The sequence below is a fragment of the Candidatus Allofontibacter sp. genome (assembly GCF_040404065.1).
Classification (GTDB): Bacteria; Pseudomonadota; Alphaproteobacteria; order Pelagibacterales; family Pelagibacteraceae; genus Fontibacterium.
The window spans coordinates 864,430-887,201 of sequence record NZ_JBBAJM010000001.1 but is presented as its reverse complement, the minus strand read 5'-3'; the positions used below and the strand labels follow the sequence as shown (position 1 = coordinate 887,201).

23 protein-coding genes are annotated in these 22,772 nt (G+C 30.6%); 13 read left to right on the top strand and 10 right to left on the bottom strand.

Annotated elements, in window-relative coordinates; all coding sequences use genetic code 11:
• The gene (locus AC8IG9_RS04770; protein ID WP_507425663.1) at nucleotides 1-672 is read right to left on the bottom strand and encodes an HAD family hydrolase; all 672 of its coding nucleotides are present in this window, start codon (nucleotides 670-672) and stop codon (nucleotides 1-3) included.
• 145 nt (nucleotides 673-817) lie between these two features.
• On the opposite strand from AC8IG9_RS04770, the gene AC8IG9_RS04765 reads away from it, so the two are divergent.
• From AC8IG9_RS04765 to rpsD, 8 genes are read left to right on the top strand one after another with little or no spacing between them, the layout of a single operon-like run.
• A complete protein-coding gene (locus AC8IG9_RS04765; protein WP_507425662.1) occupies nucleotides 818-1,423 on the top strand; it encodes a DapH/DapD/GlmU-related protein in 606 nt (201 codons plus the stop codon).
• 7 nt (nucleotides 1,424-1,430) lie between these two features.
• Nucleotides 1,431-3,251, top strand: coding sequence for a glutamine--fructose-6-phosphate transaminase (isomerizing) (gene glmS, locus AC8IG9_RS04760; RefSeq protein ID WP_507425661.1), 1,821 nt, complete (start codon nucleotides 1,431-1,433; stop codon nucleotides 3,249-3,251).
• Nucleotides 3,252-3,300: 49 nt separating this feature from the next.
• Nucleotides 3,301-4,677, top strand: a complete 1,377-nt coding sequence (locus AC8IG9_RS04755; protein WP_507425660.1) for a class II 3-deoxy-7-phosphoheptulonate synthase — start codon at nucleotides 3,301-3,303, stop codon at nucleotides 4,675-4,677.
• 57 nt (nucleotides 4,678-4,734) lie between these two features.
• Complete coding sequence (gene nadE, locus AC8IG9_RS04750; RefSeq protein ID WP_507425659.1) at nucleotides 4,735-5,478, top strand: NAD(+) synthase; 744 nt, start codon at nucleotides 4,735-4,737, stop codon at nucleotides 5,476-5,478.
• Nucleotides 5,465-6,820, top strand: coding sequence for a cysteine--tRNA ligase (gene cysS / locus AC8IG9_RS04745; protein ID WP_507425658.1), 1,356 nt, complete (start codon nucleotides 5,465-5,467; stop codon nucleotides 6,818-6,820). Before nadE ends, cysS begins: the two co-directional genes overlap by 14 nt.
• Nucleotides 6,820-8,424, top strand: coding sequence for a citramalate synthase (gene cimA, locus AC8IG9_RS04740; RefSeq protein WP_507425657.1), 1,605 nt, complete (start codon nucleotides 6,820-6,822; stop codon nucleotides 8,422-8,424). The genes cysS and cimA overlap by 1 nt, the downstream gene beginning before the upstream one ends.
• Nucleotides 8,424-9,161: an RNA methyltransferase gene (locus AC8IG9_RS04735; protein ID WP_507425656.1), complete on the top strand. Its 738-nt coding sequence runs from the start codon at nucleotides 8,424-8,426 to the stop codon at nucleotides 9,159-9,161. Before cimA ends, AC8IG9_RS04735 begins: the two co-directional genes overlap by 1 nt.
• Nucleotides 9,162-9,207: 46 nt before the next feature.
• The gene (gene rpsD, locus AC8IG9_RS04730) at nucleotides 9,208-9,825 is read left to right on the top strand and encodes a 30S ribosomal protein S4 (protein WP_507425655.1); all 618 of its coding nucleotides are present in this window, start codon (nucleotides 9,208-9,210) and stop codon (nucleotides 9,823-9,825) included.
• A gap of 7 nt (nucleotides 9,826-9,832) precedes the next feature.
• Here the strand turns inward: rpsD and grxD are convergent, their stop codons facing one another.
• The 9 genes from grxD to sfsA are packed head-to-tail and all read right to left on the bottom strand — an operon-like array spanning nucleotide 9,833 to nucleotide 17,071.
• A complete protein-coding gene (grxD, locus tag AC8IG9_RS04725; protein ID WP_507425654.1) occupies nucleotides 9,833-10,138 on the bottom strand; it encodes a Grx4 family monothiol glutaredoxin in 306 nt (101 codons plus the stop codon).
• Between the two features lies 1 nt (nucleotide 10,139).
• The gene (locus AC8IG9_RS04720; RefSeq protein ID WP_507425653.1) at nucleotides 10,140-10,370 is read right to left on the bottom strand and encodes a BolA/IbaG family iron-sulfur metabolism protein; all 231 of its coding nucleotides are present in this window, start codon (nucleotides 10,368-10,370) and stop codon (nucleotides 10,140-10,142) included.
• 2 nt (nucleotides 10,371-10,372) lie between these two features.
• Nucleotides 10,373-12,565: a phosphoribosylformylglycinamidine synthase subunit PurL gene (gene purL / locus AC8IG9_RS04715; RefSeq protein WP_507425652.1), complete on the bottom strand. Its 2,193-nt coding sequence runs from the start codon at nucleotides 12,563-12,565 to the stop codon at nucleotides 10,373-10,375.
• 2 nt (nucleotides 12,566-12,567) lie between these two features.
• Entirely contained in the window at nucleotides 12,568-13,242 is a 675-nt protein-coding gene (gene purQ / locus AC8IG9_RS04710; RefSeq protein ID WP_507425651.1) for a phosphoribosylformylglycinamidine synthase subunit PurQ, read from the bottom strand.
• A complete protein-coding gene (purS, locus tag AC8IG9_RS04705) occupies nucleotides 13,239-13,484 on the bottom strand; it encodes a phosphoribosylformylglycinamidine synthase subunit PurS (RefSeq protein ID WP_507425650.1) in 246 nt (81 codons plus the stop codon). Before purS ends, purQ begins: the two co-directional genes overlap by 4 nt.
• A gap of 4 nt (nucleotides 13,485-13,488) precedes the next feature.
• Nucleotides 13,489-14,277 carry a phosphoribosylaminoimidazolesuccinocarboxamide synthase gene (gene purC, locus AC8IG9_RS04700; RefSeq protein WP_507425649.1) on the bottom strand — a complete coding sequence of 263 codons (789 nt, stop codon included), beginning with the start codon at nucleotides 14,275-14,277 and terminating at the stop codon, nucleotides 13,489-13,491.
• Nucleotides 14,277-15,572 carry an adenylosuccinate lyase gene (gene purB, locus AC8IG9_RS04695; RefSeq protein WP_507425648.1) on the bottom strand — a complete coding sequence of 432 codons (1,296 nt, stop codon included), beginning with the start codon at nucleotides 15,570-15,572 and terminating at the stop codon, nucleotides 14,277-14,279. The genes purC and purB overlap by 1 nt, the downstream gene beginning before the upstream one ends.
• A 33-nt stretch (nucleotides 15,573-15,605) precedes the next feature.
• Nucleotides 15,606-16,376, bottom strand: a complete 771-nt coding sequence (map, locus tag AC8IG9_RS04690; RefSeq protein ID WP_507425647.1) for a type I methionyl aminopeptidase — start codon at nucleotides 16,374-16,376, stop codon at nucleotides 15,606-15,608.
• The gene (sfsA, locus tag AC8IG9_RS04685) at nucleotides 16,376-17,071 is read right to left on the bottom strand and encodes a DNA/RNA nuclease SfsA (RefSeq protein WP_507425646.1); all 696 of its coding nucleotides are present in this window, start codon (nucleotides 17,069-17,071) and stop codon (nucleotides 16,376-16,378) included. Before sfsA ends, map begins: the two co-directional genes overlap by 1 nt.
• A gap of 22 nt (nucleotides 17,072-17,093) precedes the next feature.
• Between sfsA and AC8IG9_RS04680 the strand changes: the two genes are divergently transcribed.
• The 5 genes from AC8IG9_RS04680 (at nucleotide 17,094) to AC8IG9_RS04660 (ending at nucleotide 22,735) form a co-directional block, all read left to right on the top strand.
• Nucleotides 17,094-17,840: a competence/damage-inducible protein A gene (locus AC8IG9_RS04680; protein WP_507425645.1), complete on the top strand. Its 747-nt coding sequence runs from the start codon at nucleotides 17,094-17,096 to the stop codon at nucleotides 17,838-17,840.
• Nucleotides 17,840-18,394: a uracil-DNA glycosylase gene (locus AC8IG9_RS04675; protein WP_507425644.1), complete on the top strand. Its 555-nt coding sequence runs from the start codon at nucleotides 17,840-17,842 to the stop codon at nucleotides 18,392-18,394. Before AC8IG9_RS04680 ends, AC8IG9_RS04675 begins: the two co-directional genes overlap by 1 nt.
• A 134-nt stretch (nucleotides 18,395-18,528) precedes the next feature.
• Nucleotides 18,529-19,905, top strand: a complete 1,377-nt coding sequence (locus tag AC8IG9_RS04670; RefSeq protein WP_507425643.1) for a tetratricopeptide repeat protein — start codon at nucleotides 18,529-18,531, stop codon at nucleotides 19,903-19,905.
• Nucleotides 19,886-21,379 (top strand): FecR family protein, encoded by a 1,494-nt coding sequence (locus tag AC8IG9_RS04665; RefSeq protein WP_507425642.1) that lies wholly within the window; start codon nucleotides 19,886-19,888, stop codon nucleotides 21,377-21,379. Before AC8IG9_RS04670 ends, AC8IG9_RS04665 begins: the two co-directional genes overlap by 20 nt.
• Before the next feature lie 6 nt (nucleotides 21,380-21,385).
• On the top strand, nucleotides 21,386-22,735 hold the full coding sequence (locus AC8IG9_RS04660) for a CHASE2 domain-containing protein (RefSeq protein WP_507425641.1): 1,350 nt from the start codon (nucleotides 21,386-21,388) through the stop codon (nucleotides 22,733-22,735).
• Nucleotides 22,736-22,772: the final 37 nt, after the last annotated feature.

The following is a 22,772-nucleotide window of genomic DNA, read 5'->3' as shown; positions in this document are numbered from 1 at the left end:
TTAATTTAAAAATTTCATTTTTGATATAATGGCCTGCATTTCTGTAAAATCATTAATTAAATGGTTATGATAAATGTGCTTTTGATCTTTTTCGGTATATCCTCCTTTTACTAATACAAAATGTATTTTGGCAGATCTGGCCGTTTCAGAGTCGGTTTCGCTGTCACCAACCATAATGCTATTTTCTTTTTTTACATCTAATATCTCCAGGATATTAGTAAGATGTCTTGGATCAGGTTTTCGATATTCAAAGGTATCCGCTCCAGCAATATAATCAAAAAATTCAATAAGATTAATTTCTTTTAGTAGTTTTTTAGCAAGAGATTCCATTTTGTTTGTGCAAACGGCGAGAGTAATATTTTGAGATTTTCCCCATTTTAAAAAATCTACAGCTCCTTTGATAATTTGAGATTTTTTAGAAATATTTTCTCTATAAAAATTAATAAATTCTTCTGTCATTTCTTTATGAATATTAGCATCGAATTTTTTATCTTCCTCTCTTAATGAACTTAAAATCATATTAGCAGCACCTCTACCTGCTAGATGGCGAATGTCAGAAACTTGTTTTTGATGGTAGCCATATTTTTGCATCACGTAATTATGAGCATCCATTAAATCTGGAGCGGAATCTACAAGAGTTCCATCTAGGTCAAAAACGATCGCTTTATTCATAAATCTACAGAAAACAAAATTAGTTTTTAAAAGAAATAATTTGTGATTTAAAATACTAAAATTATTACTATATTAACATTGCAAAAATTGCAATAAATCGTAACTTTAGGTTAAAAGTTATTCATAAAAAAATTATAATTTAATTATGTCTGAATTAGAAAAATTATTACAAAGTAAAATTAAAAAATTAGCAATTAAAAAAGGTGTAAAATTAATTTCTTCTGATTCAATATATTTATCTTCAGATACAAAGTTTGGAAAAAATGTTACAATTGAACCTTATGTTGTTATTGGTAAGGGCGTAAAAATTGGTAACAATGTTAAAATTTTAAGTTTTTCTTATATAGAAAAAACCAAAATTGGAAATAATGTAACAATAGGACCTTTTGCAAGACTAAGACCTGAAACAGTTTTGGAAGACAATTCTAGAATTGGTAATTTTGTAGAAATAAAAAAATCAAAAATTGGAAAAAATTCTAAAATAAATCATTTAAGTTATGTAGGCGATTCAACGCTTGGAAAAAATGTTAATATTGGAGCTGGGACAATTACTTGCAATTATGATGGAAAAAATAAATATAAAACAAATATTTTAGATAATGTTTTTGTGGGATCAAACACATCATTAGTTGCGCCAGTTAAAATAGGAAAAAATTCAATAGTTGGAGCAGGATCAACTATTACTAAAAACGTAAAAGATAATTCTCTTGTACTAAGCAGGGCTCCTCAAAGAGAGTTTAAGAAAAAATAAAAATATTATGTGCGGTATTATTGGTATTGTTAGCTACAAAGATACAACGGCGCGTATATTAGATTCATTAAAAAAACTTGAGTATAGAGGTTATGACTCCGCTGGAATTTCAACAATTGTTAATGGAGAGATTATTGAAAACAAGTGTGCTGGAAAAGTTGTTGATTTGGAGAAATTAATTAAAAAAACTTCATTATCGGGAAATATTGGCATTGGGCATGTGCGCTGGGCAACTCATGGGGTCCCAAACGAGTTAAATGCCCATCCTCATTCATCAGAAGATGTTTCCGTTGTTCATAATGGAATTATTGAAAATTCAAGTATTCTTAAAAAGAAACTTTTACAAAAAGGACATTTTTTCAAGTCGCAAACAGATACAGAAGTTGTAACTCATCTTATTACAGAGCATTTAAAAAAAATGAGTTATTTAGAAGCAGTTTTTGAAACTTTAAAAGAATTAGAAGGAAGTTTTGCCTTAGGAATTATTTTTAAAAAATTTGATAACTTAATTGTGGGAGCAAGAAGAGGAAGTCCACTTGCGGTAGGTTATGGTGATAAAGAAAAATATTTAGGATCAGATTCTTATGCACTTAATTCTATGACTAATGAAGTTTCCTATCTGGATGATGGCGATGTATGTGTCATTTCAAAAGATAAAATAGAGTTTTTTGATAAAAATAATAAAAGAATTGATAAAAAAATATATCAATTATCAAGTGATAAAGGGATTTATGACAAAGGCGGGTTTAAAGATTTTATGTCAAAAGAGATATTTGAACAGCCGGCAGTTATAAAAAAATGCATTAACGAGTATTTTGATAAAATAAGAAAAGAAATTAATATTGTTAATTTTCCAATCGATCCTAAAAAAATTACAAAAGTTAACTTAATAGCTTGCGGTACCGCTTATCATGCTTGTGTACTTGGAAAATATTGGTTTGAAGAATTTACTAATTTAGATGCAAATGTCGATGTTGCTTCCGAGTTTAGATATAGAAATAATAAAATAAAAGATAATGTACTATATATTTTTGTTTCTCAATCAGGTGAAACAGCTGACACAATTGCTGCATTAGATTTTTGTAAGAAGAATGGCGCTAAAACTTGCTCAATTGTAAACGTAACTGAAAGTTCTCTATCAAGATTGTCAGATTTAGTCCTTCCAATACATGTGGGTCCGGAAGTTGGAGTGGCTTCAACAAAAGCTTTTACAGGTCAAATTTTAGTTTTATTATTATTTATCTTAAAAATTTCAAGAATTAGAAATGAAATAAAAGAGAATGAATATTTTGATATCGTTAAAGATTTAGAAAAAATTCATTCTGATGTTTCTCTAATTTTAGATAAGAAAAAAATAATTGAGGAGTTAGCAGATGACTTTACAGACATCAAAGGATCTATTTTTTTAGGAAGAGGGTTGTCATACCCAATAGCATTAGAAGGAGCACTTAAATTTAAAGAACTTACTTACCTGCATGCAGATGGTTATCCAGCTGGTGAAATGAAGCATGGTCCGTTAGCTTTAATTGAAAATGGAATGCCTGTAGTTGTGATAGCACCAAAAGATAGATTTTATGAAAAAACTATTTCTAATATGCAGGAAGTTATTGCACGTGGTGGAAAAATTTTATTAATATCTGATCATCTCGAAGGAGAAGATCCTCATGAAAATATTTGGTACGAAGTTAAAATTCCAAAAATTAATAAATTTCTTTCTCCGTTTTTAACTAATATACCTTTGCAACTACTTGCTTATTATGTGGCTTTAAAAAAAGGTCACGATATAGATAAGCCAAGAAATCTAGCAAAATCTGTTACTGTCGAATAGTTTATTCTTGTACGCTTAGTTTGCTCCTTATATATACTTTAGGTTGAATATGAAAAATTGGAACCCAGATTCTTGGAAAAAAAAAACTGCAAAGCATTTACCCGTTTATGAAAACGAAGGTAAGCTTAACGAAGTTTTAAAGGAAATTTCAAAATTCCCACCACTTGTATTTGCAGGTGAAACACGCACGCTTAAACATTTGTTAAGTGATGTAAGTGAAGGAAAAGCTTTTTTATTTCAAGGTGGAGATTGTGCAGAAAGTTTTGAAGAGTTTCATCCAGATAATATTAGAGATTTATTTAAAGTTATTTTGCAAGTATCTTTAATATTAACTGTGTCATCGCATTTACCAATCGTAAAACTTGGTAGGGTAGCAGGTCAATTTTCAAAGCCACGTAGCTCACCTACAGAAGTGATTAACGGCAAGGAATTGCCTAGTTACTTAGGGGACAATATTAATGGCATGAAATTTGATGACGACTCTAGAAGACCTGATCCTATAAGATTATTAAGATCATACTCTCAAGCTGCAGCAACATTAAATTTACTAAGAGCATTCTCACAAGGAGGGTTTGCTGATTTAAGCAAAGTACATTTGTGGAATATGGATTTCGTGAATGACAATGCAAATAAAAGATTTAAAGAAATACAAGATAAGGTAAGTGATGCTTTAAGCTTTATGGATGCATGTGGAATTACTATTGAGCAAAATAGAAGATTAAGAACAGTTAATTTTTATACTAGCCATGAAGCATTACATCTTCCGTTTGAGGAAGCGATGACACGTATTGATTCTACAACAGGAGAATACCACGACACTTCTGCTCATTTTTTATGGATTGGTGATAGAACAAGACAGCTGGATGGGGCCCATGTTGAATTCTGTAGAGGCATTAAAAATCCTATAGGAATTAAATGTGGTCCTACTTTAGATCCACAGGAACTTGTAAAATTAATTGATGTTTTGAATCCAGAAAATGAAGCTGGAAGAATAACTTTAATAGCAAGATTTGGTCATGATAAAGTAAAAACTTTTTTACCAAAGCTTATTAAGGCTATTAAAAAATCAGATAAAAAAGTTATTTGGTCATGTGATCCTATGCATGGAAACACTATCAAGGCCTCAACTGGTTATAAGACAAGACCATTTGAAAATATTATTTCTGAAGTTAAAAGTTTCTTCGAAGTTCACCAAAGTGAAGGAACTTATGCTGGAGGATTGCACATTGAGATGACAGGAAAGAATGTAACCGAGTGTATTGGGGGTGCGCAGAATATCACTGATAAAGATCTATCGGATAGATATCATACTCATTGTGATCCTAGACTAAACGCAAACCAAGCGATTGAATTGGCATTTTTAATTTCTGAAGAGATTAAGAAAAATTCTAAATATTCAATAAATTCCATAAGAAAAGCTTCTTAAAAATTATTTTTTAATAATTTTTTTGCTTCAAACTTAAAAAAAGGTAAAAATATTAAAATGAACACAACAGAGAGAATTCAATTTATTAAAAACTGGATCAAAAACTACTGTAATTCAATGGAAAAAAAACCTGACTGTTTAGTGGTCGGGGTTTCAGGAGGAATTGATTCAGCCGTGGTGAGCACTATTTCTGCAATGACAGGAATTAATACTAAAGTTTTGTCTATGCCTATTAGACAACTTAAGTTTCAAGATGATTTAAGCAAAGCTCATTTAAAATGGCTGAAAAGTAAATTTTCTAACGTGGATGAAATTATTATTAATTTAGATGATGTATTTAATGTTTTTGAAAAAACATTAGGTAAATTTAATAATGAACTTGCTTTCGCAAATTCTAGAGCAAGAATTCGAATGACAACTCTTTACCAAGTTGCAGGAGCAAATAACGGAATTGTTGTTGGAACAGGAAATAAGATAGAAGATTTTGGAGTTGGTTTTTTTACCAAATATGGAGACGGAGGAGTAGATATTTCTCCAATCGCAGACTGTTTAAAATCCCAAGTTTGGAAAATGGGAAAAGAATTAAATATACTAGAAGATATTATTAATGCTCCACCCACAGATGGGCTATGGGCAGATGGAAGAACAGATGAACGCCAATTAGGAATGTCTTATGAGGATTTAGAGATGGCAATGTTGGATAATAAAAACAAAAATTATGAAAATTATATAAAGATTAGAAAAAGAAATCTCCATAAAATGATTCCGATTCCAATCTGCAAATTTAATGACAGGGAGTAATTTAAAAATATTTAATACTTTAAGCCGATACAAAGAAGATTTTACTCCGTTGAATAAAAATTCGGTTGGAATGTACGTTTGCGGCCCTACCGTTTATGATCATCCTCATATTGGAAATGCAAGACCCTTAATTATTTTTGATCTTGTATATAGAATCTTAATTAAAATTTTCGGCAAAAATAAAGTCAATTACGTGAGAAACGTTACTGACATTGATGATAAAATTATTCAAAGAGCTCATGAATTAAAAATTAATATTAGTGAACTTACAAAGAATATTGAAGATGGTTTTTTAAGTGATTGCAAATATTTAAATTGTTTAAACCCAAACAATCAACCTAGAGCAACAGAAAATATTAAAGAAATGATTAAAATGATAGAGAATTTATTAAATAAGAAATTCGCATATCTTAAAGATGGTAATGTGTATTTTGATGTAAATAAATTTCCAAATTACGGAAGCTTATCAAATAAGAATCCAAAGGAATTAATATCTGGGTCAAGAGTCGAAGTTTCAGAATTGAAAACCAATCCTTTAGATTTTGTGCTTTGGAAGCCTTCAAAAGAAAATGAACCTTCATGGGATTCTCCGTGGGGAAAAGGCAGACCAGGCTGGCATATAGAATGCTCGGCGATGGCAGAGAAATATTTAGGAAAAGAATTTGATCTTCATTGTGGTGGTCTAGACCTAATTTTCCCACATCATGAAAATGAAATAGCCCAGTCAATTTGTTCAAATAATACAAGTTTTTTTGCAAAATATTGGATGCATAATGGTTATGTAACAGTTAATGGAAAAAAAATGTCAAAGTCTGACGGTAATTTTGTAACAATTAATAATTTGAAAGATAATTTTAATGGTCAAATTATTAGATTGTCCATTCTAGGAACTCATTACAGGCAGCCATTAGATTGGAATTTAAAAGTCTTAGAAACTAATAAAAAAATATTAGAAGGTTGGTATAGTTTTTACACTCCTGATACAGAAGAAATTAGTAATGAATTATTTAGTATTTTATTAGATGATTTAAATACGCCAAAATTTATAACAAACATTCATAGTATTTATAATAAAGCAAAAGAAGGCGACGTTGTGGCTAAAAAAGATTTAAATTCTGCGCTTAGGTTTTTAGGACTATTCGGTGAAAGTCAGCAACAATTTAATATTTTAAAAAAGAAATCAGATTTAGATGTAAGTGAAATTGAAAATCTAGTACAAAAACGGAATCTTGCTAGAAAAAATAAAGATTTTAAAAAAGCAGATAAAATTAGATTAAATCTTGAAGAAAAAGGAATTATCATCGAAGATTTGAATAATAATACGACTTGGAAACATAAATAATGAGTAAAGAAAAAATTTATATTTTTGACACAACTTTGCGAGACGGAGCTCAGACGCAAGGAGTTGATTTTTCTATGGATGAAAAAAATAGGATTGCTAATGCTTTATCTAAATTAGGAGTTGATTATATTGAAGCAGGATGGCCTGGTGCAAATCCAACAGATACTAATTTTTTTAGCAAACCACCAAAACTTTTAAATTCAACACTGGTTGCTTTCGGAATGACCAAAAAATCTGGAAGAAGCGCAGAAAACGATCCTGGTCTATCAGCAATTCTTAACTCTAATACAAAGTCAGTCTGCATTGTAGGTAAGACATGGGATTTTCATGTTGATGTAGCCTTAGGAATTTCAAAAGAAGAAAATTTAAAAAATATTGCAGAAACAACGAAGCATTTTGTTGAAAATAAAAGAGAGTATATGTTTGATGCTGAGCATTTTTTTGATGGATATAAAAACAATAAAGATTACGCACTAGAATGTATTCGTTCAGCATACGACAATGGAGCAAGATGGGTTGTGCTTTGTGATACCAATGGTGGAACTTTACCTTTTGAGATTGAAGAGATTGTAAATGATGTTGCAAAGACTATACCTGGAAAAAATTTAGGTATTCATACACATAATGATACTGAAAATGCAGTCGCTAACACATTAGCTGCTATTAGATCTGGAGCAAGACAAGTGCAGGGCACTCTAAATGGTTTAGGGGAAAGATGCGGAAACGCAAATATCGTTTCTATTATTCCAACTTTATTATTTAAAAAATATTTTAGAGATAGGTTTGATATTTCAGTAGAAGAAAAAAAGATTAAGTACTTAACAGAATGCTCAAGATTATTAGATGAAATTTTAAATAGAAAACCTAATAATCATGCAGCTTATGTTGGCGCATCAGCATTTTCGCATAAAGGCGGACTGCATGTTTCTGCTGTAGAAAAAAATCCAAAAACTTATGAACATGTATCGCCAGAATCTGTTGGCAACAAAAGAAATATTGTCATTTCAGATCAGTCTGGGAGGTCAAATATTTTATCAAGATTAGAAAAGTTAAATATCAAAATTAATAAAGACGATCCTAATGTTCAAAAACTATTAGAACAGGTAAAAGACAGAGAATTTATTGGATATGCATATGATGGAGCAGATGCGTCATTTGAACTTTTAACTCGTAGATTGTTAAATGAAGTTCCAAATTATTTGAATATTAAAAAATACGAAGTTAAAGTTAGCAAGAACGCTGATAGCGAAATCATTAATTCTTATGCAACAGTTGTGTTGCAAGTTGATAAAAAAGATATCGTTTGCGAAGGATCAGGTAACGGACCAGTGAATGCGATTGATAATGCCATTAGATCCAATGTAGAAAAAATTGGAAAATATGCTGAGTATCTAAAAGATTTAAAACTTTTAGATTATAAAGTAAGAATTTTAAACACAGGAACTAATGCAATTACCCGTGTCTCTATTGAAAGCACAGATAGCACAGGTGATGTTTGGTTTACCATTGGAGTTTCGCCAAATATTATTGAAGCTTCTTTTAGAGCGTTAATAGATAGTATTGATTACAAATTATTTAAAGATAAGGCCCCTGCTAATTTGTAATGTTATCTAAAAACATTAACTTTATTTTAATTAGACCACAGCTTGGTGAAAACATAGGTGCGGCTGCAAGGTCGTTAAAAAATTTTAATTTTGAAAATTTAAGATTAGTAGCACCTCGTGATAGTTGGCCAAATAAAAGTGCAACTTATACGGCTGTAGAAGCTAAAGATATTGTTCATAAAGCCAAAGTATATCTGAATAATGATGATGCTGTAGCAGATTTAAATTTTGTTTTTGCAACAACATCAAGAAATAGATCCGTGAATAAAAAGATAATTGATTTAAATGAAGCAGTAAAAATTATAAAAAAACAAAATTCTTTAAATAAAAAAATCGGCATTTTATTTGGACCAGAAGCATCAGGATTAAGTAACGATGATCTTATTAACGCTAATTACTTAGTCAATATTCCAACCAATGTTAAATTTAAATCATTAAACCTTTCCCATGCTGTTACAGTTTTTGCTTTTCAATTATTTTTATCATCAAAAAAAATTGAACCGTTCGTTAAAAATTTATATAGAAGTGAAGATGCCAAAAAAAGTGAAGTTCAGGCTTTTTTAAATTTTTTTATATCTCATTTAGATAAGGTTGGATTTTTAAAACCAGAAGAAAAACGACAACAAATGATTAGAAGTATTAAAAATATTTTTCATCGAAGTCTGCTGTCTACGCAGGAAATCAGAACTTTATCTGGAGTTATTAGTTCTTTTCTTAAGTATAAGGAGCGTGAGTAACATTGACTAAAAGAATGAGGGTTATTATAACAGGGCACTTTTAAATATGACAAAAAGATTAAATTCTACTCACAAAGTTGATAGACGACTGGGTGTAAACCTTTGGGGAAGACCTAAAAGTCCTTTCAACACTAGAGCCTATCGTCCAGGACAACACGGGCAAAGAAACAAAGGCAAGCCTTCAGATTACAATATTCAATTGCAAGCTAAACAAAAATTAAAAAGTTATTACGGCAATATGAGCGAGAGACAATTTAGAAATCTTTTTAGAAAAGCTTATAAGAAAAAAGGTGACACAGGAGAAAATTTAGTTGGTTTATTAGAAAGAAGATTGGACGCCGTTATCTACAGAGCAAAGTTTGCAATCACTGTATTTGCAGCAAGACAAATTATTAATCATGGAAAAGTAAAAGTAAATGGCAAGAAAGTAAATATTTCTAGTTATTTAGTATCTGAAAATGATGTGGTGGAAATAAAAGATTCTTTTAAACAATCAATTCCAATTATTGGTGCAACGCAAAGCAAAGAAAGAGAAGTTCCCGATTATATCGTAGCTGACCATAAAAAAATGACTGCAGAATTTACTAGAGTTCCAAAGTACGATCAAATTCCATATCCTGTGCAAATGGAACCTAAATTAGTTGTCGAGTATTACTCTCGATAATAATTTTTTATTTTATTATTTTTTGTAATTCGCCTTTTTCATACATTTCCTTAGCGATATCACAGCCACCAATAAATTCTCCTTTAACAAAAAGTTGAGGCACAGTTGGCCAGTTACTAAAATCTTTAATGCCTTGTCTAATTTCAGGATCCGCCAAAACATTTATGCCGTTAAATTTTACTTTTAATTCTTTTAAAATATTACAGACTGTCATTGAAAATCCACATTGTGGCATTTCAGGAGTGCCTTTCATAAACAGGACTACGTCATTTTTATTTATAATATCTTTTATTTTATCATTAATTGTTGTCATATTATTTTTCCTCAGTTGTTAGCGCTAATGCGTGCAATTCATTTCCCATTTTTCCTTTGAGTGAAGCATATACCATTTGGTGTTGCTGAACTCTAGTTTTCCCTTTAAATCTTGAAGACTTGATTTTAGCAGCAAAGTGATTGTCGTCTCCAGCTAAATCACTAATTTCAATATCAGCTTCCGGGAAACCTTCTTTTAAAAGTTTATGAATTTCTTCTTGTTTGATTGCCATAATTAAATTTTATTATAGTTTTTAAACCAACTTTCATTATTTGTCTTTAATTCTTTAACACTAATTCTTAGATTATTTTCTATTTCAAATATTTCACTCTGTGTTTTCCCGATAAAATCTATCTTAATATTTTTAGTAACTGCAATTTTTTTTATTTTTTCTAAATTCTTTTTACTAATCTCAATCAAATATCTTGCCTGATCTTCAGAGAATAAATATTTGATTTTGTCTGTGTTAGACCCTAATACCTTAATTTTTGCACCAATATTAGACGCCATACACATTTCAGCTAATGTTATTATGATGCCTCCATGAGAGATATCATGAACTGCATTTACTAATTTATTTTTAATTAATTCACTCACGAAAAGACCGTTTTTCTTCTCTTCCTTTAGATTAATTTGTGGAGGAGGACCTTCTTTATTACCAATAATATCATAAATTAAAGCACTTTGACTTAAATGTCCTGATGTCTCACCAATAACTGCAATAATGTTTTCTGAATCTTTAAAATTATATGTCATCATATTATTAATATTCTTTAAAAGGCCAACGCCTCCAATGGTTGGAGTTGGATAAATGGCAACACTATTTGTTTCGTTATATAAAGAAACGTTTCCAGATATCACCGGGTAATCCAAAGCTTCGCAAGCTTCTTTCATTCCGTTAATGCTATCTACAAATTGTCCCATAATTTCTTTTTTTTCTGGATTTCCAAAATTGAGACAATTAGTAATAGCAATAGGTTGAGCTCCAACTGAAATTAAATTTCTCCAAGTTTCACATACTGCTTGCATTGCACCAGATTTAGGATGGGCTTTACAATATCTTGGCACACAATCAACTGTAGCTGCTATTCCTTTATTTTTCCCGTGATACCGAACAACAGCTGAATCGCCACCGGGTTTTTGAATAGTGTCAGCCATAACCATATGATCATATTGTTCCCACACCCATGACTTATTTGAATAATTTGGATGAGATAAAATTTTGAGTAAAGAATCTTTAATATCTAGTTTGTCAATCTCAGAATTGTGATTAATCGATTTTGGATAGTTATAAGTAATATATTCTCTTTTGTATTTAGGAGCGTTATCACCAAGAGAATGAATTGGAATACTGCATACAATTCTTTTATTAAATTCAAGTTCAAGTTTCTTTGTATTGGTAAGTCTTCCAATGATTGCAAAATCTAATCCCCATTTTTCAAATATTTTTTTAGCTTCATTTTCTTTTCCTTTTTTTAAAACTATTAACATTCGCTCCTGACTTTCTGAGAGCATTATTTCATAAGGAGTCATATTATTTTCTCTACAAGGAATTAAATTTAAATTGATTTTAATGCCAAGATCTCCTTTTGAGGCCATTTCTATCGAGGAAGAAGTAAGACCTGCGGCACCCATATCTTGAATTGAAACGATAGATTTTTTTTGCATTAACTCTAAACAAGCTTCTAATAATAATTTTTCAGTAAAAGGGTCTCCAACTTGAACCGTTGGTTTTTTTGATTCAGAATCCTCATCAAATTCGGCTGAAGCCATAGTAGCCCCATGAATTCCATCTCTGCCTGTTTTGGAACCAACATAAACAACTGGATTTCCCACTCCGCTTGCAATTGAGTAAAATACTTTATTTTTTTTAGCGATACCTACATTCATAGCGTTCACTAAAATATTTCCATTGTAACATTCGTCAAATTCAGTCTCGCCACCCACGGTTGGAACACCAATGCAGTTTCCGTATCCACCAATTCCAGAGACAACACCGTTTAATAAGTATTTTGTTTTTTCATGGTTAGGAGAGCCAAATCTTATAGAGTTTAAATTAGCCACAGGTCTTGCTCCCATGGTAAAAACGTCTCTTAATATACCACCAACACCAGTTGCGGCGCCTTGATAAGGCTCAATATAAGAAGGGTGGTTGTGGCTTTCTATTTTAAAAATAACAACATCACCATCACCAAAATCAACAACCCCTGCGTTTTCACCAGGACCTTGGATTACATATTTGTTTTTCGTAGGCAAAGTCTGAAGCCATATTCTTGAAGACTTATAAGAGCAGTGCTCATTCCACATTGCTGAAAAAATTCCAAGCTCTACTAAGTTTGGATTTCTACCCATAAGTTCAATAATTTTATTATATTCTCCAACTGTTAGACCGTGTTTAATCGCGAGTTCCTGATTAACTTCTTGCATAATTATTTTAGAGATTTGAAAATTAAAGAACCATCTATTCCACCCAAAAGACTGTCAGCGGCTCTTTCCGGGTGAGGCATAAGACCAAACACATTTCCTTTTTTATTTATAATTCCAGCAATATTTTTCATTGATCCGTTAGGATTTGATTGCTCGTTAATATTTCCAGTTGCATCACAATACTGAAGCACAATCTGGTTATTATCTTCAAGCTGACTGATTAAATCTTTGCTAGCAAAATAGTTTCCCTCATTATGTGCAATCGGAATCTCAAGTACAGAATTTCTTCTAGCTTTAGATGTAAAATTTGTTTTATTATTCGTTACTTTCACAGTTATATTTCTACAAATAAATTTAAGATTAATATTTCTTATTAAAACGCCAGGTAACAATCCTGATTCAACAAGAACTTGAAAGCCATTACATATACCCATTACCAGCCCACCTTTTTTCGAATGGCTAATCACTTCTTTCATAATTCTTGATTTAGAAGCAATGCTTCCACATCTTAAATAATCGCCGTAAGAAAAACCCCCAGGAAGAACTACAAGATCTGATTTGGGAAGTTTAACATCAGCATGCCAAACCATCGATGTTTTTATGTCAAATTTTTGAAGAGAGATTTTTATGTCGCGATCGCAATTTGAGCCAGGAAAAACAATGACGCTGGCTTTCATTCTTTAATAGCTTTTACTGAATAGTCCTCAATCGTCATGTTTGCTAAAAGTTTTTCACACATTTCTTTAGCTTTAGAAAGAGCAACTTTTTCATTCTTTTCTTTTATAGTTATCTCGAATGTTTTTCCCTGTCTTAATTTTTCGATATTTTTAAATCCCATGTTAGACAGAGAACTTTTTATTGCAGAGCCCTGAGGATCTAACACATCTTGTTTTAATGTAACAATGACTTGTAATTTCAAGTTTTTATTTTTTCTTTAAAGTAGTTAAATTTTTCGAAATACCTGTTTTGATTTCTTTGATATTTGAACCTTCTGGCATGATTCCAAGTCTGCGAGCAACTTCTTGGTAAGCCTCAACTAATCCACCTAGATCTTTTCTAAATCTGTCTTTGTCTAATTTTCTTTCATCTTTAACATCCCATAATCTGCATGTGTCTGGACTAATTTCGTCAGCTAAAAAAATTTCAGCCTCATCACCATTCCACTGTCTTCCAAACTCTAACTTAAAATCAACAAGCTTAATTCCAATTCCTCTAAACATGCCAATTAAGAAATCATTAATTCTTAAAGCCTGTTCTGAAATATGTATTAATTCACTTTGAGTTGCCCAGTTTAAACTAAGAATATGATTTTCATTTACTAATGGATCCCCAAGTTCATCGTTTTTATAATAAAACTCTAAGAGAGGCTTATTAAGATCTGTTCCTTCGCTAATTCCAAGTCTAGTTGATAAAGTTCCTGCAGCAATGTTTCTTACCACAACTTCTATTGGAATAATTTCTAACGATTTAATAAGTTGTTCACGCATATTTAATCTTTTTATAAAATGCGTTTTAATTCCGATTTGATTTAACTGAGACAATAAGAATTCTGAAATTCTATTATTCAAAACCCCTTTACCATCTATGATTGCTTTTTTTTTATTATTAAAAGCTGTTGCATCGTCTTTAAAATATTGGATTAAAGTTCCTTTTTCAGGACCTTCATACAATATTTTGGCTTTACCTTCGTATATTTGTTTTCCTCTAGCCATTAGCTTTTAAATACTCTTCCGTAGATAGAGTTAATGTATCTTAAATGAGAATTCATGTTGAATAGTTTTTTAAGATCGTCTGTGGATAATTTAGATCTAATCTGTTTGTTATTATTTAGATTGTCAAAAAAACTTTCATTAGAAGTCCATGTTTTCATGGCATTTTTTTGAACAACTTTATAAGCAAGTTCTCTAGTCATGCCTTTTTGAGTTAATTTTAATAAAACATTTTGGGAAAAGATGAGGCCATTAAATTTTTCTAAATTTTTTTGCATATTTTTTGGATAAACAATTAGATTTTTAATTACATTAGATAATCTTGCTAAAACAAAATCCAATGTAACAGTTGCATCAGGACCAATATTCCTTTCAACACTTGAGTGGCTAATATCTCTTTCGTGCCACAATACTACATTCTCTAAGGCTGGATAAGCGTAGCTTCTAATTAATCTTGCAAGTCCGGTAATGTTTTCAGACAGAACTGGATTTCTTTTATGAGGCATTGCAGAAGAGCCTTTTTGTCCTGCGGAAAAATATTCTTCTACTTCTAAAACTTCAGTTCTTTGCAAGTGTCTTATTTCTGTAGCTAGTCTTTCAGCGGAAGATGCAATTATCGCAAGGACACTAAAAAAATAAGCATGACGATCTCTCGGAATAACCTGGGTTGAGATTGGCTCTGCTTTAAATTTAAGTTTTTTTGCTACATATTGTTCAATGCCAGGGTTTATATGCGCAAAAGTTCCAACGGCCCCTGAGATTGCGCAAGTTGAAATTTCATTAATTGCTTGCTCCATTCTTTTTTTATTTCTCTTAAATTCAGCATAATAAGTAAGAAGCTTTAATCCAAAAGTTACTGGTTCAGCATGAATTCCATGGCTTCTTCCAACGCAAACTGTTTTTTTATATTTAATAGATTTTGCTTTTAGTATTCTTAAAAGTTCTTCTAAATCTTTTAAAATAATTTGTCCTGATTGGTATAATTGAATATTAAAGCAGGTATCTAACACATCGGAAGAAGTCATTCCTTGGTGTAAGAATTTTGCTTTTTGACCAACTTTTTCTGTTATTGAAGTAAGAAATGCAATTACGTCGTGTTTTACTTTTTTTTCGATCTGATCAATTCGTTTTGGATTAATTTTAGCTTTTTTTCTTATTTCTTTAGCAATGCCTTTTGGAATAATTTTAAATTTTTCCATAGCTTCAGCTGCATAAATTTCAATATCCAACCATATTTTATATTTATTTTCAGGTTGCCAGATTTTTGCAATTTTTTCGCGTGAATATCTTGAGATCATTTAGATACGTTATAATCCATTAACACTATTTTATTATAAAGTAAAAATTTCGTATCCATTATTAGTTATACCAACAGTATGTTCAAATTGTGCCGATAACGATTTATCTTTTGTAACGGCAGTCCAACCGTCCTGCAATACTTTAGTATGATATTCACCTAAGTTAATCATGGGTTCAATTGTAAAAACCATGCCTTTTTTTATCTTCATTCCTTCACCTTTTTTTCCGTAGTGCAAAATATTAGGCTCTTCATGAAATTGTTTACCAACTCCATGGCCGCAAAAATCTCTAACAACAGAACAACCACGAGCTTCAGCATAAGATTGAATAGCAAACCCAATATCACCCAAAGTAATTCCCGGCTTTAAAACTTTAATGCCTTCCATCATGCTTTCATAAGTTATTTTAATAAGCCTTTCTGCTTTTATAGGAATTTTTCCAACCGAAAATGTTTTGCTAGTATCGCCATAATACCCGTCAAGAATTGCAGTTATATCTATATTGATAATATCACCTTCATTCAAAATTTTATCATTTGGAATTCCATGACAAACTACATGATTAATAGAGGTGCAAATTGATTTTGGATAACCTCTATAAAAAAGCGGAGCAGAAAACGCTCCATGATCATTTAAATATTGATTTGCAGTTTTATCTATAAAATCAGTTTTAACACCTGGCTTGATAAGTTTTTCTACATAGTCCAAAGCACGTGCTGCAAGTTCGCCGGCTTTTTTTAAACCCTTAAAATCTGCATCATTATATATTTTAACAGAATAAGATTCTTCTTTTTCTATTTTCATCAAAATTTAATCTCTATTTTTTTGTTAAGTATTATTTCTTTATCGGTTATTTTACTGGAATAGCATAAAAAATTAACACCTTTTTTTTTAGCTTGTATTAAATATTCATAGTATTTTTCGTCAATATCTTTAGATATTTTAAAGAAATTACAATCTTCTCTTTGTACTAAGAATATTAAATAAGCTTTGTAATTTTTTTTTATAGCATCAATAAGTTCCAATAAATGTTTTTGACCTCTAGTAGTTGGTGCGTCAGGAAACTCCGCATAATCCTTTTCTCTTTTTAAGGTAACATTTTTAACTTCTATGAAAGTTTGCTCTTTTTTATTAGAAACTAAAAAATCAAATCTAGTATTGTCATTAAATTTTACTTCTCTTTTAATTTGATCAAAATTAGCAAGTTCTTTTATTTTTTTATTAATTAGTGCTTCTTCTACGATTTTATTTGTTGAGTGTGTGTTAACACCAATCATTTGTTTGTCATGTTCTAAAATTTCTAAGGTATATTTAAGTTTTCTTTCTTTGTTTTTCGATTCAGAAACCCATGCGTTTTCTCCTTCATTGAGGAGGCCAATCATAGATCCAGAGTTTGCACAATGTGCGGTGACAATTTTTTTATTTAATAGCAAGTCAACAAAGAATCTTTTGTATCTTTTTATAAATTTTGTTTTAATTAATGGGGTGTTAAATTTCATTAAAAGTATTAATATCATTTAGATGTCTACACAAAATAAAAAAAAAAAAGTTTTTGCTGCTATTTTAATAATAGGGGATGAAATTTTATCTGGCAGAACACAAGATGCTAATACTTCATTCCTTGCTAAATGGCTTAATGAAAGAGGAATTCAATTAAAAGAAGTTAGAATTATTCCTGATGATTTGAATACAATTATATCTTCAGTAAATTTATTAAGAAAAAAATACAATTATTTGTTTACCACGGGTGGTATCGGGCCAACCCATGATGATATTACAGCCTCTTCAATCTCGAAGGCGCTTAAAAAAAAATACGAATACAACAAAGAGGCTTATGAAATCTTAGAAAGACACTATGAAAATTCTTATTTTAATGAAGCAAGAAAAAAAATGGCAAAGATGCCAAGGGGCGCCGGATTAATTTATAATCCATCAAGTTCTGCTCCTGGTTTTTATATTAAGAACGTTTTTGTTTTACCCGGGGTACCAGTTATTCTGCAATCAATGATGTATTCATTAGAGCAATTAATTGCCGGAGGTCAGAAGGTATATAGCGAAACTGTTCAGGCGGGTTTACCCGAGAGTAAGATAGGAAAAGAGCTTGGCTTGTTGCAAAAAAAATTTAAAGATTTAAGTCTCGGAAGTTATCCATTTTTTCAATCGGGAAAAGTAGGGGTTGCTCTTGTCATCAGAGGCTACTCTAAAAAAAGAATTCAATCTTGTAAGAAAATTTTAGAAAGCATTATTAAAAAAATTAAAAACTCATAATGCAAAAAGATCAAGAATTATCCAAGTTAAAAAAATTAATTTTAAAACTCAATAAAAATTTTCCTGCAAAAAATTTAGTTTTTTCAGACGGAAATAAAGATGCAAAAGTAATGATAGTGGGGGAGGCGCCAGGAAGAACAGAAGATAAATTGCAAAAACCTTTTGTTGGTAGGGCAGGAAAAATTTTGGATAATCTTTTGGAAACTGTCAATTTAGATAGATCAAAAGTTTATATAACTAATGTAGTAAATTATAGACCTGATAAAAATAGAAAACCTACACCTAAAGAAATTAATGAATTTAAAAAGCTATTATTTAAGCATATAGAAATTATAAAACCAAAATGCATATTATTACTCGGGGCCACTGCAGCAACAGCTTTGTTAAATCATGTAGGTCCATTAAGCGAAGTAAGGGGTAAGTGGAAAATTATAAAAATTATTAATTCCTATTTTAATATTTTAACTACTTTTCATCCTGCTTATTTATTAAGGCAGCATAATCAAAAAAAATTTGCAATAAAAGATTTGCAGACATTGGTTCAAAAAATTTAATTGTTATTATTCTAAAAAAGCCTTGATTCATTTAGCAGTTTAATAGATTTAATTTTTATAATTAATCAAATTTTTCTTTAAAGGAGACAAAACGTCATATAAAAAAGAAGTCTTATTAATGTATTAATTTGCTAATGAATATTTTGAAAATTTTTATAGTTTCTGTAGTAATTTTTCTAGTTAATGGAAATGCTTATTCAGAAATAACACTTGAACAAGTTTTAAATAACCCTGGCGATCTTAAGTTAAACTTAGAATACGCAAAACAACAAGAAGAGGCGGGTAAGCTTAAATCTACAATTGCTGCGTTAGAAAGATTAAATTTATTATATCCGCAGAATACAGATTTAAAATTATATTTATTATCCGTTTTAACTAAAACAGATTCTAATGATAAAGTTCTAGAAATTATTGAGGAGATGAAAAAAAATCCTAATCTTTCAGCAGATATGAAAGAATATTTGGACAAAACAATAAAAAAAAGAGATCAGTTAGCAAAAGATAATAAAGATCAACAGTTAGCTTTGGGACAAAAAATTAATAAAGGATGGTATTCTTTTCTTGATTTAGGTTATAGCCAAACAAACAATTCCAACATCGAGGCAATATCAAAAACTGGATATTTTTATAACGCTGATATCGAATATCCTAATGCCGATGGAACCATTCGAAGAGATATGACTTATGCGAAGACAGCATCATTAACTATTGGAAATAATATTGATGAAAATACTACAATAAATTTAAATACTTCTTTAACGCTTAATACTGAAAGAAATTCTTTTCATGATGATTACGACTTGTCTTCAAGCACTTTAAGTTACAGTAAGTCTTTGGGGAATAATATTTTGCTTCCTTACTTTTCTTATAATAGACAAAATTATAGAGCTCAACCTGACTTAAATATAAAATTGGTAGGAATGAATAATAAATATATTCTTAATAATCAAAACAGTCTTAATTATGGATTTGTTCTTTCACATACCAATTACAATCAAAAACCTTCCGACTTAGCAGTCTACGCAGACTATAAAAGTAATAAAACTCAAGGAGTGCATTTAGGTAATGATTTTATTTTAACTCCAAAAGATTTATTTAATGTAAAACTTTACGTTAAAGATGTTGAAGCTGGAGCTTCTTTCAACTCATATACGAATAAAGGAATCAGTGTTTCATACAGTCATATTTTTCCTGTCGGCATACTTAAATTTCAAGCAGATAGAGAAAATAATGCTTATCATCATATAGATGAAGATATTAACTCAACTATAGAAAGAACTGACAAACCTCGCGTTTATGATGTATCTTTTAGTGGTCAAATTAATAATATTATCCCTGGATTTGATAATATAGATAAAGATGGCAATTGGTTTTTCTATAGCGATTATAAAATTAATGATGTAAATTCTACAGTACAAAACTACAGCACTAAACAAAAGTATTTAACTTTTGGAGTTACGAAAAGGTTTAACATAGGCGAATATATTGATTATGCACAAAAATCTTTTTAATAAAATATTACTAATTATTTTTTTTAGTTTCTTTTCGAGCTTATTAATAGCTGCTGAAAAATCTTCAGTAGGTGTTATTTCTGCTGCTGTTGGTGAGGTTTATAACCAAGACGGAAAAAAACTTTCTACGGGGGATAAGATTTATTTTGGTGATAGTATTATTGTAAAGAGTAATTCAAACTCACAAATTATGTTATTAGATGAAACTGTTATGTCAGTTGGGTCTAATTCCGAAATTAAAATTGATGAATTTGTTTATGATAAAAAATCTCAAAATGGAAAAATATTATCAACAATAAAAAGTGGTAGCATGAGAGTGCTAACTGGTGGAGTAAGTGAAAAAAATCCAGCCAATTTAGAAATCAAAATTCCAGCCGGAACTATTGGATCACGAGGAACAGAATTTCAGGCAACAGTTGATAATGGTCAAAGTAAAGTTTTACTTATCGGTCCTGGACCTAATAATTCCGCAGGGCTAAGACCTGGATCAATTGAAGTAAGTAATGCATTGGGTTCAGTTTTAGTTAATAAACCTTACAATTTTACGCAGATGAGTGCGAACGTATCGCCGTCAGCCCCAGTACCAATACCAGCTTCTGAATTAAAGTTATTTCAACAAAGATTAGAAGCAAGAGCAGCAGTTAGTTCGGCTACAAAAGTATCTGCTGATAAAAATTTAACATCAAGTGTTTTAGGACAGTCTAAACAACAACAAATAGTAGATACAATTGCTAAAAACGTAGTAGCGGCTACTAGCCTAAATAGTGCAAGCGCAACTACAATTTCCAGCGCCTCATCAAATGCAAATAAAACACCAGTTGTAACACTTGCATCTGTAGCAGCTCCAAAGATAGTTACTCCAGTTTCAAATTCTCTTTTTAATACTGGTACGTATAAATATGACAGTGGAAACGTAACTATGAGCGTCGCTACAGGAACAATATTTACTGCAGGAACTTTTAAAGATGTTACTGCAATTAATTTTGGAACTAGAAGTGTAACAAGCGTTTATTCTGGAAACTTCACAACTCAAGCAGGAGCAAATACTGGAACTACGAACTTTAGTTTCAAAAGCACTGCAACTTATGCAAAAACTGTAACAGCAGCTTTAAATCAAGAAACAAATTTTCAAATTACAAACAAAACAGGCGTAACAACAGCTGGCTCACTTTTAAACCAAACACAAACAAGCTTATATAATTCGACTGGACCAACATTAACAGGAGCTAGTGGAACAGTTAGTGGATCAACTGTTACTCCTTTAGCTAGCACTTTTAACGTAAATGCTGCGGGCAGCGGACAAGTTGCTGCATTTGGTAAATTTTCCACAGCCACAGGATCAGCAGGAACTGCAACTTTAAGACTAGAAACTTCTAATAATGCTGCCGGAACAAATACTCCCACAGCATTTGGAGCCAATACCCCAAGTGTAATTACTGGTACAAAAACTAATATTGTAGGCACTAAGCAGTAGTTTTTTTTGAAATCTATCTTTAAGAAATTCAATCAAATTAAGTTATCTGTAGGAAAACATAGAGCTACTATTTCATTTGTAATTTCATTTTCATTTTTAATTATTTTAAAGATGCTTAATACTAGTCAGGTTCAAGTTTTTACTAATTTTAGCTTAGATAATTATCAGAAAATATTTAAATACAGTCTAAAAGAAAGCCCCGTCGTAATTATAGATATTGACGAAAAAAGCCTAGGTGAAGTTGGTCAGTTTCCATGGAATAGAAAAGTTTTTTCAAACCTATTAGATAATTTGTCATCTGCGCAGCCATCAACAATTGCTTTTGACGTTTTTTTTAGTGAAGAAGATAAACTTAATCCAAGACAAGTTATTAAAGCTTTTAATATTGAGCAAGATTCCTTGCTCGCAAAAGAAATTTTAAAACTCCCAAATAGTGATGACCTTTTTTTAAATAGTATATCGAATAGCAATGTCGTTATGCCTATTTTAGGGCAAGTTACCAAACCAGTTAAAAATACAGAATCTAGGCCATTAGTTAATTTTATTTTTAAAGGGCCAGATTTAAATATTAATCAATTTCTTTATAAATTTCCTTATATGGTGACATCACTAAGCACAATTAATGAAAAAGCCAAAGGCATTGGCTCAATTTCTCGAGTTGGAAATACTGAAGGAGTTTTAAGAAAGGCACCTTTACTTATTAATATGCAAGGGCAGGTTTATCCCGCTCTTTCAATTGAAGCATTAAGACTGCATTTAAAGGAAAAAAATATTTTAGTATTGAGTGATGAGAATGGAATTAAAGATATAAAATTACGACCTTATAATATTGATGTTGATGCGAATTCAATGATTTGGATTAAATATAAAAAATCTAAAAGTGATCAATATATTTCAGCAGTTGATGTATTAAATGGAAATTTTGATTCAAATAAAATAAAGGGAAAAATATTATTAATAGGATCTTCAGCTCAAGGACTTTTTGATTTTACTCATATTTCAAATGGGAAAGTAATACCTGGAGTAGAAGTGCATGCTAATATTATTGAAAATATAGTAAATGATAATTATTTACGCAGAAATACTTTCACCTTTTTAATTGAGATCATTATGCTTATTAGCGGTATGTTTTTAGCGTTTTATGTCGCAGGAAATATTTCAATGAAACATGGTCTTACCGCTTACACTATTATAGCTACAACAATAACTTTTATTGGATTATTATTTTATAGATTTGAGAATTATTTAATTGATGTTACGTACCCAATTTTTTGCCTTAACTTATTATATTTTAACAGACTGTACTTTAGGTATTTGGATACAAATGATCCTTTAACTAATAAAAAGAAGAAATAAGGGCATACTAGCGTTTTAGGTTGCACTTAAATCCGAA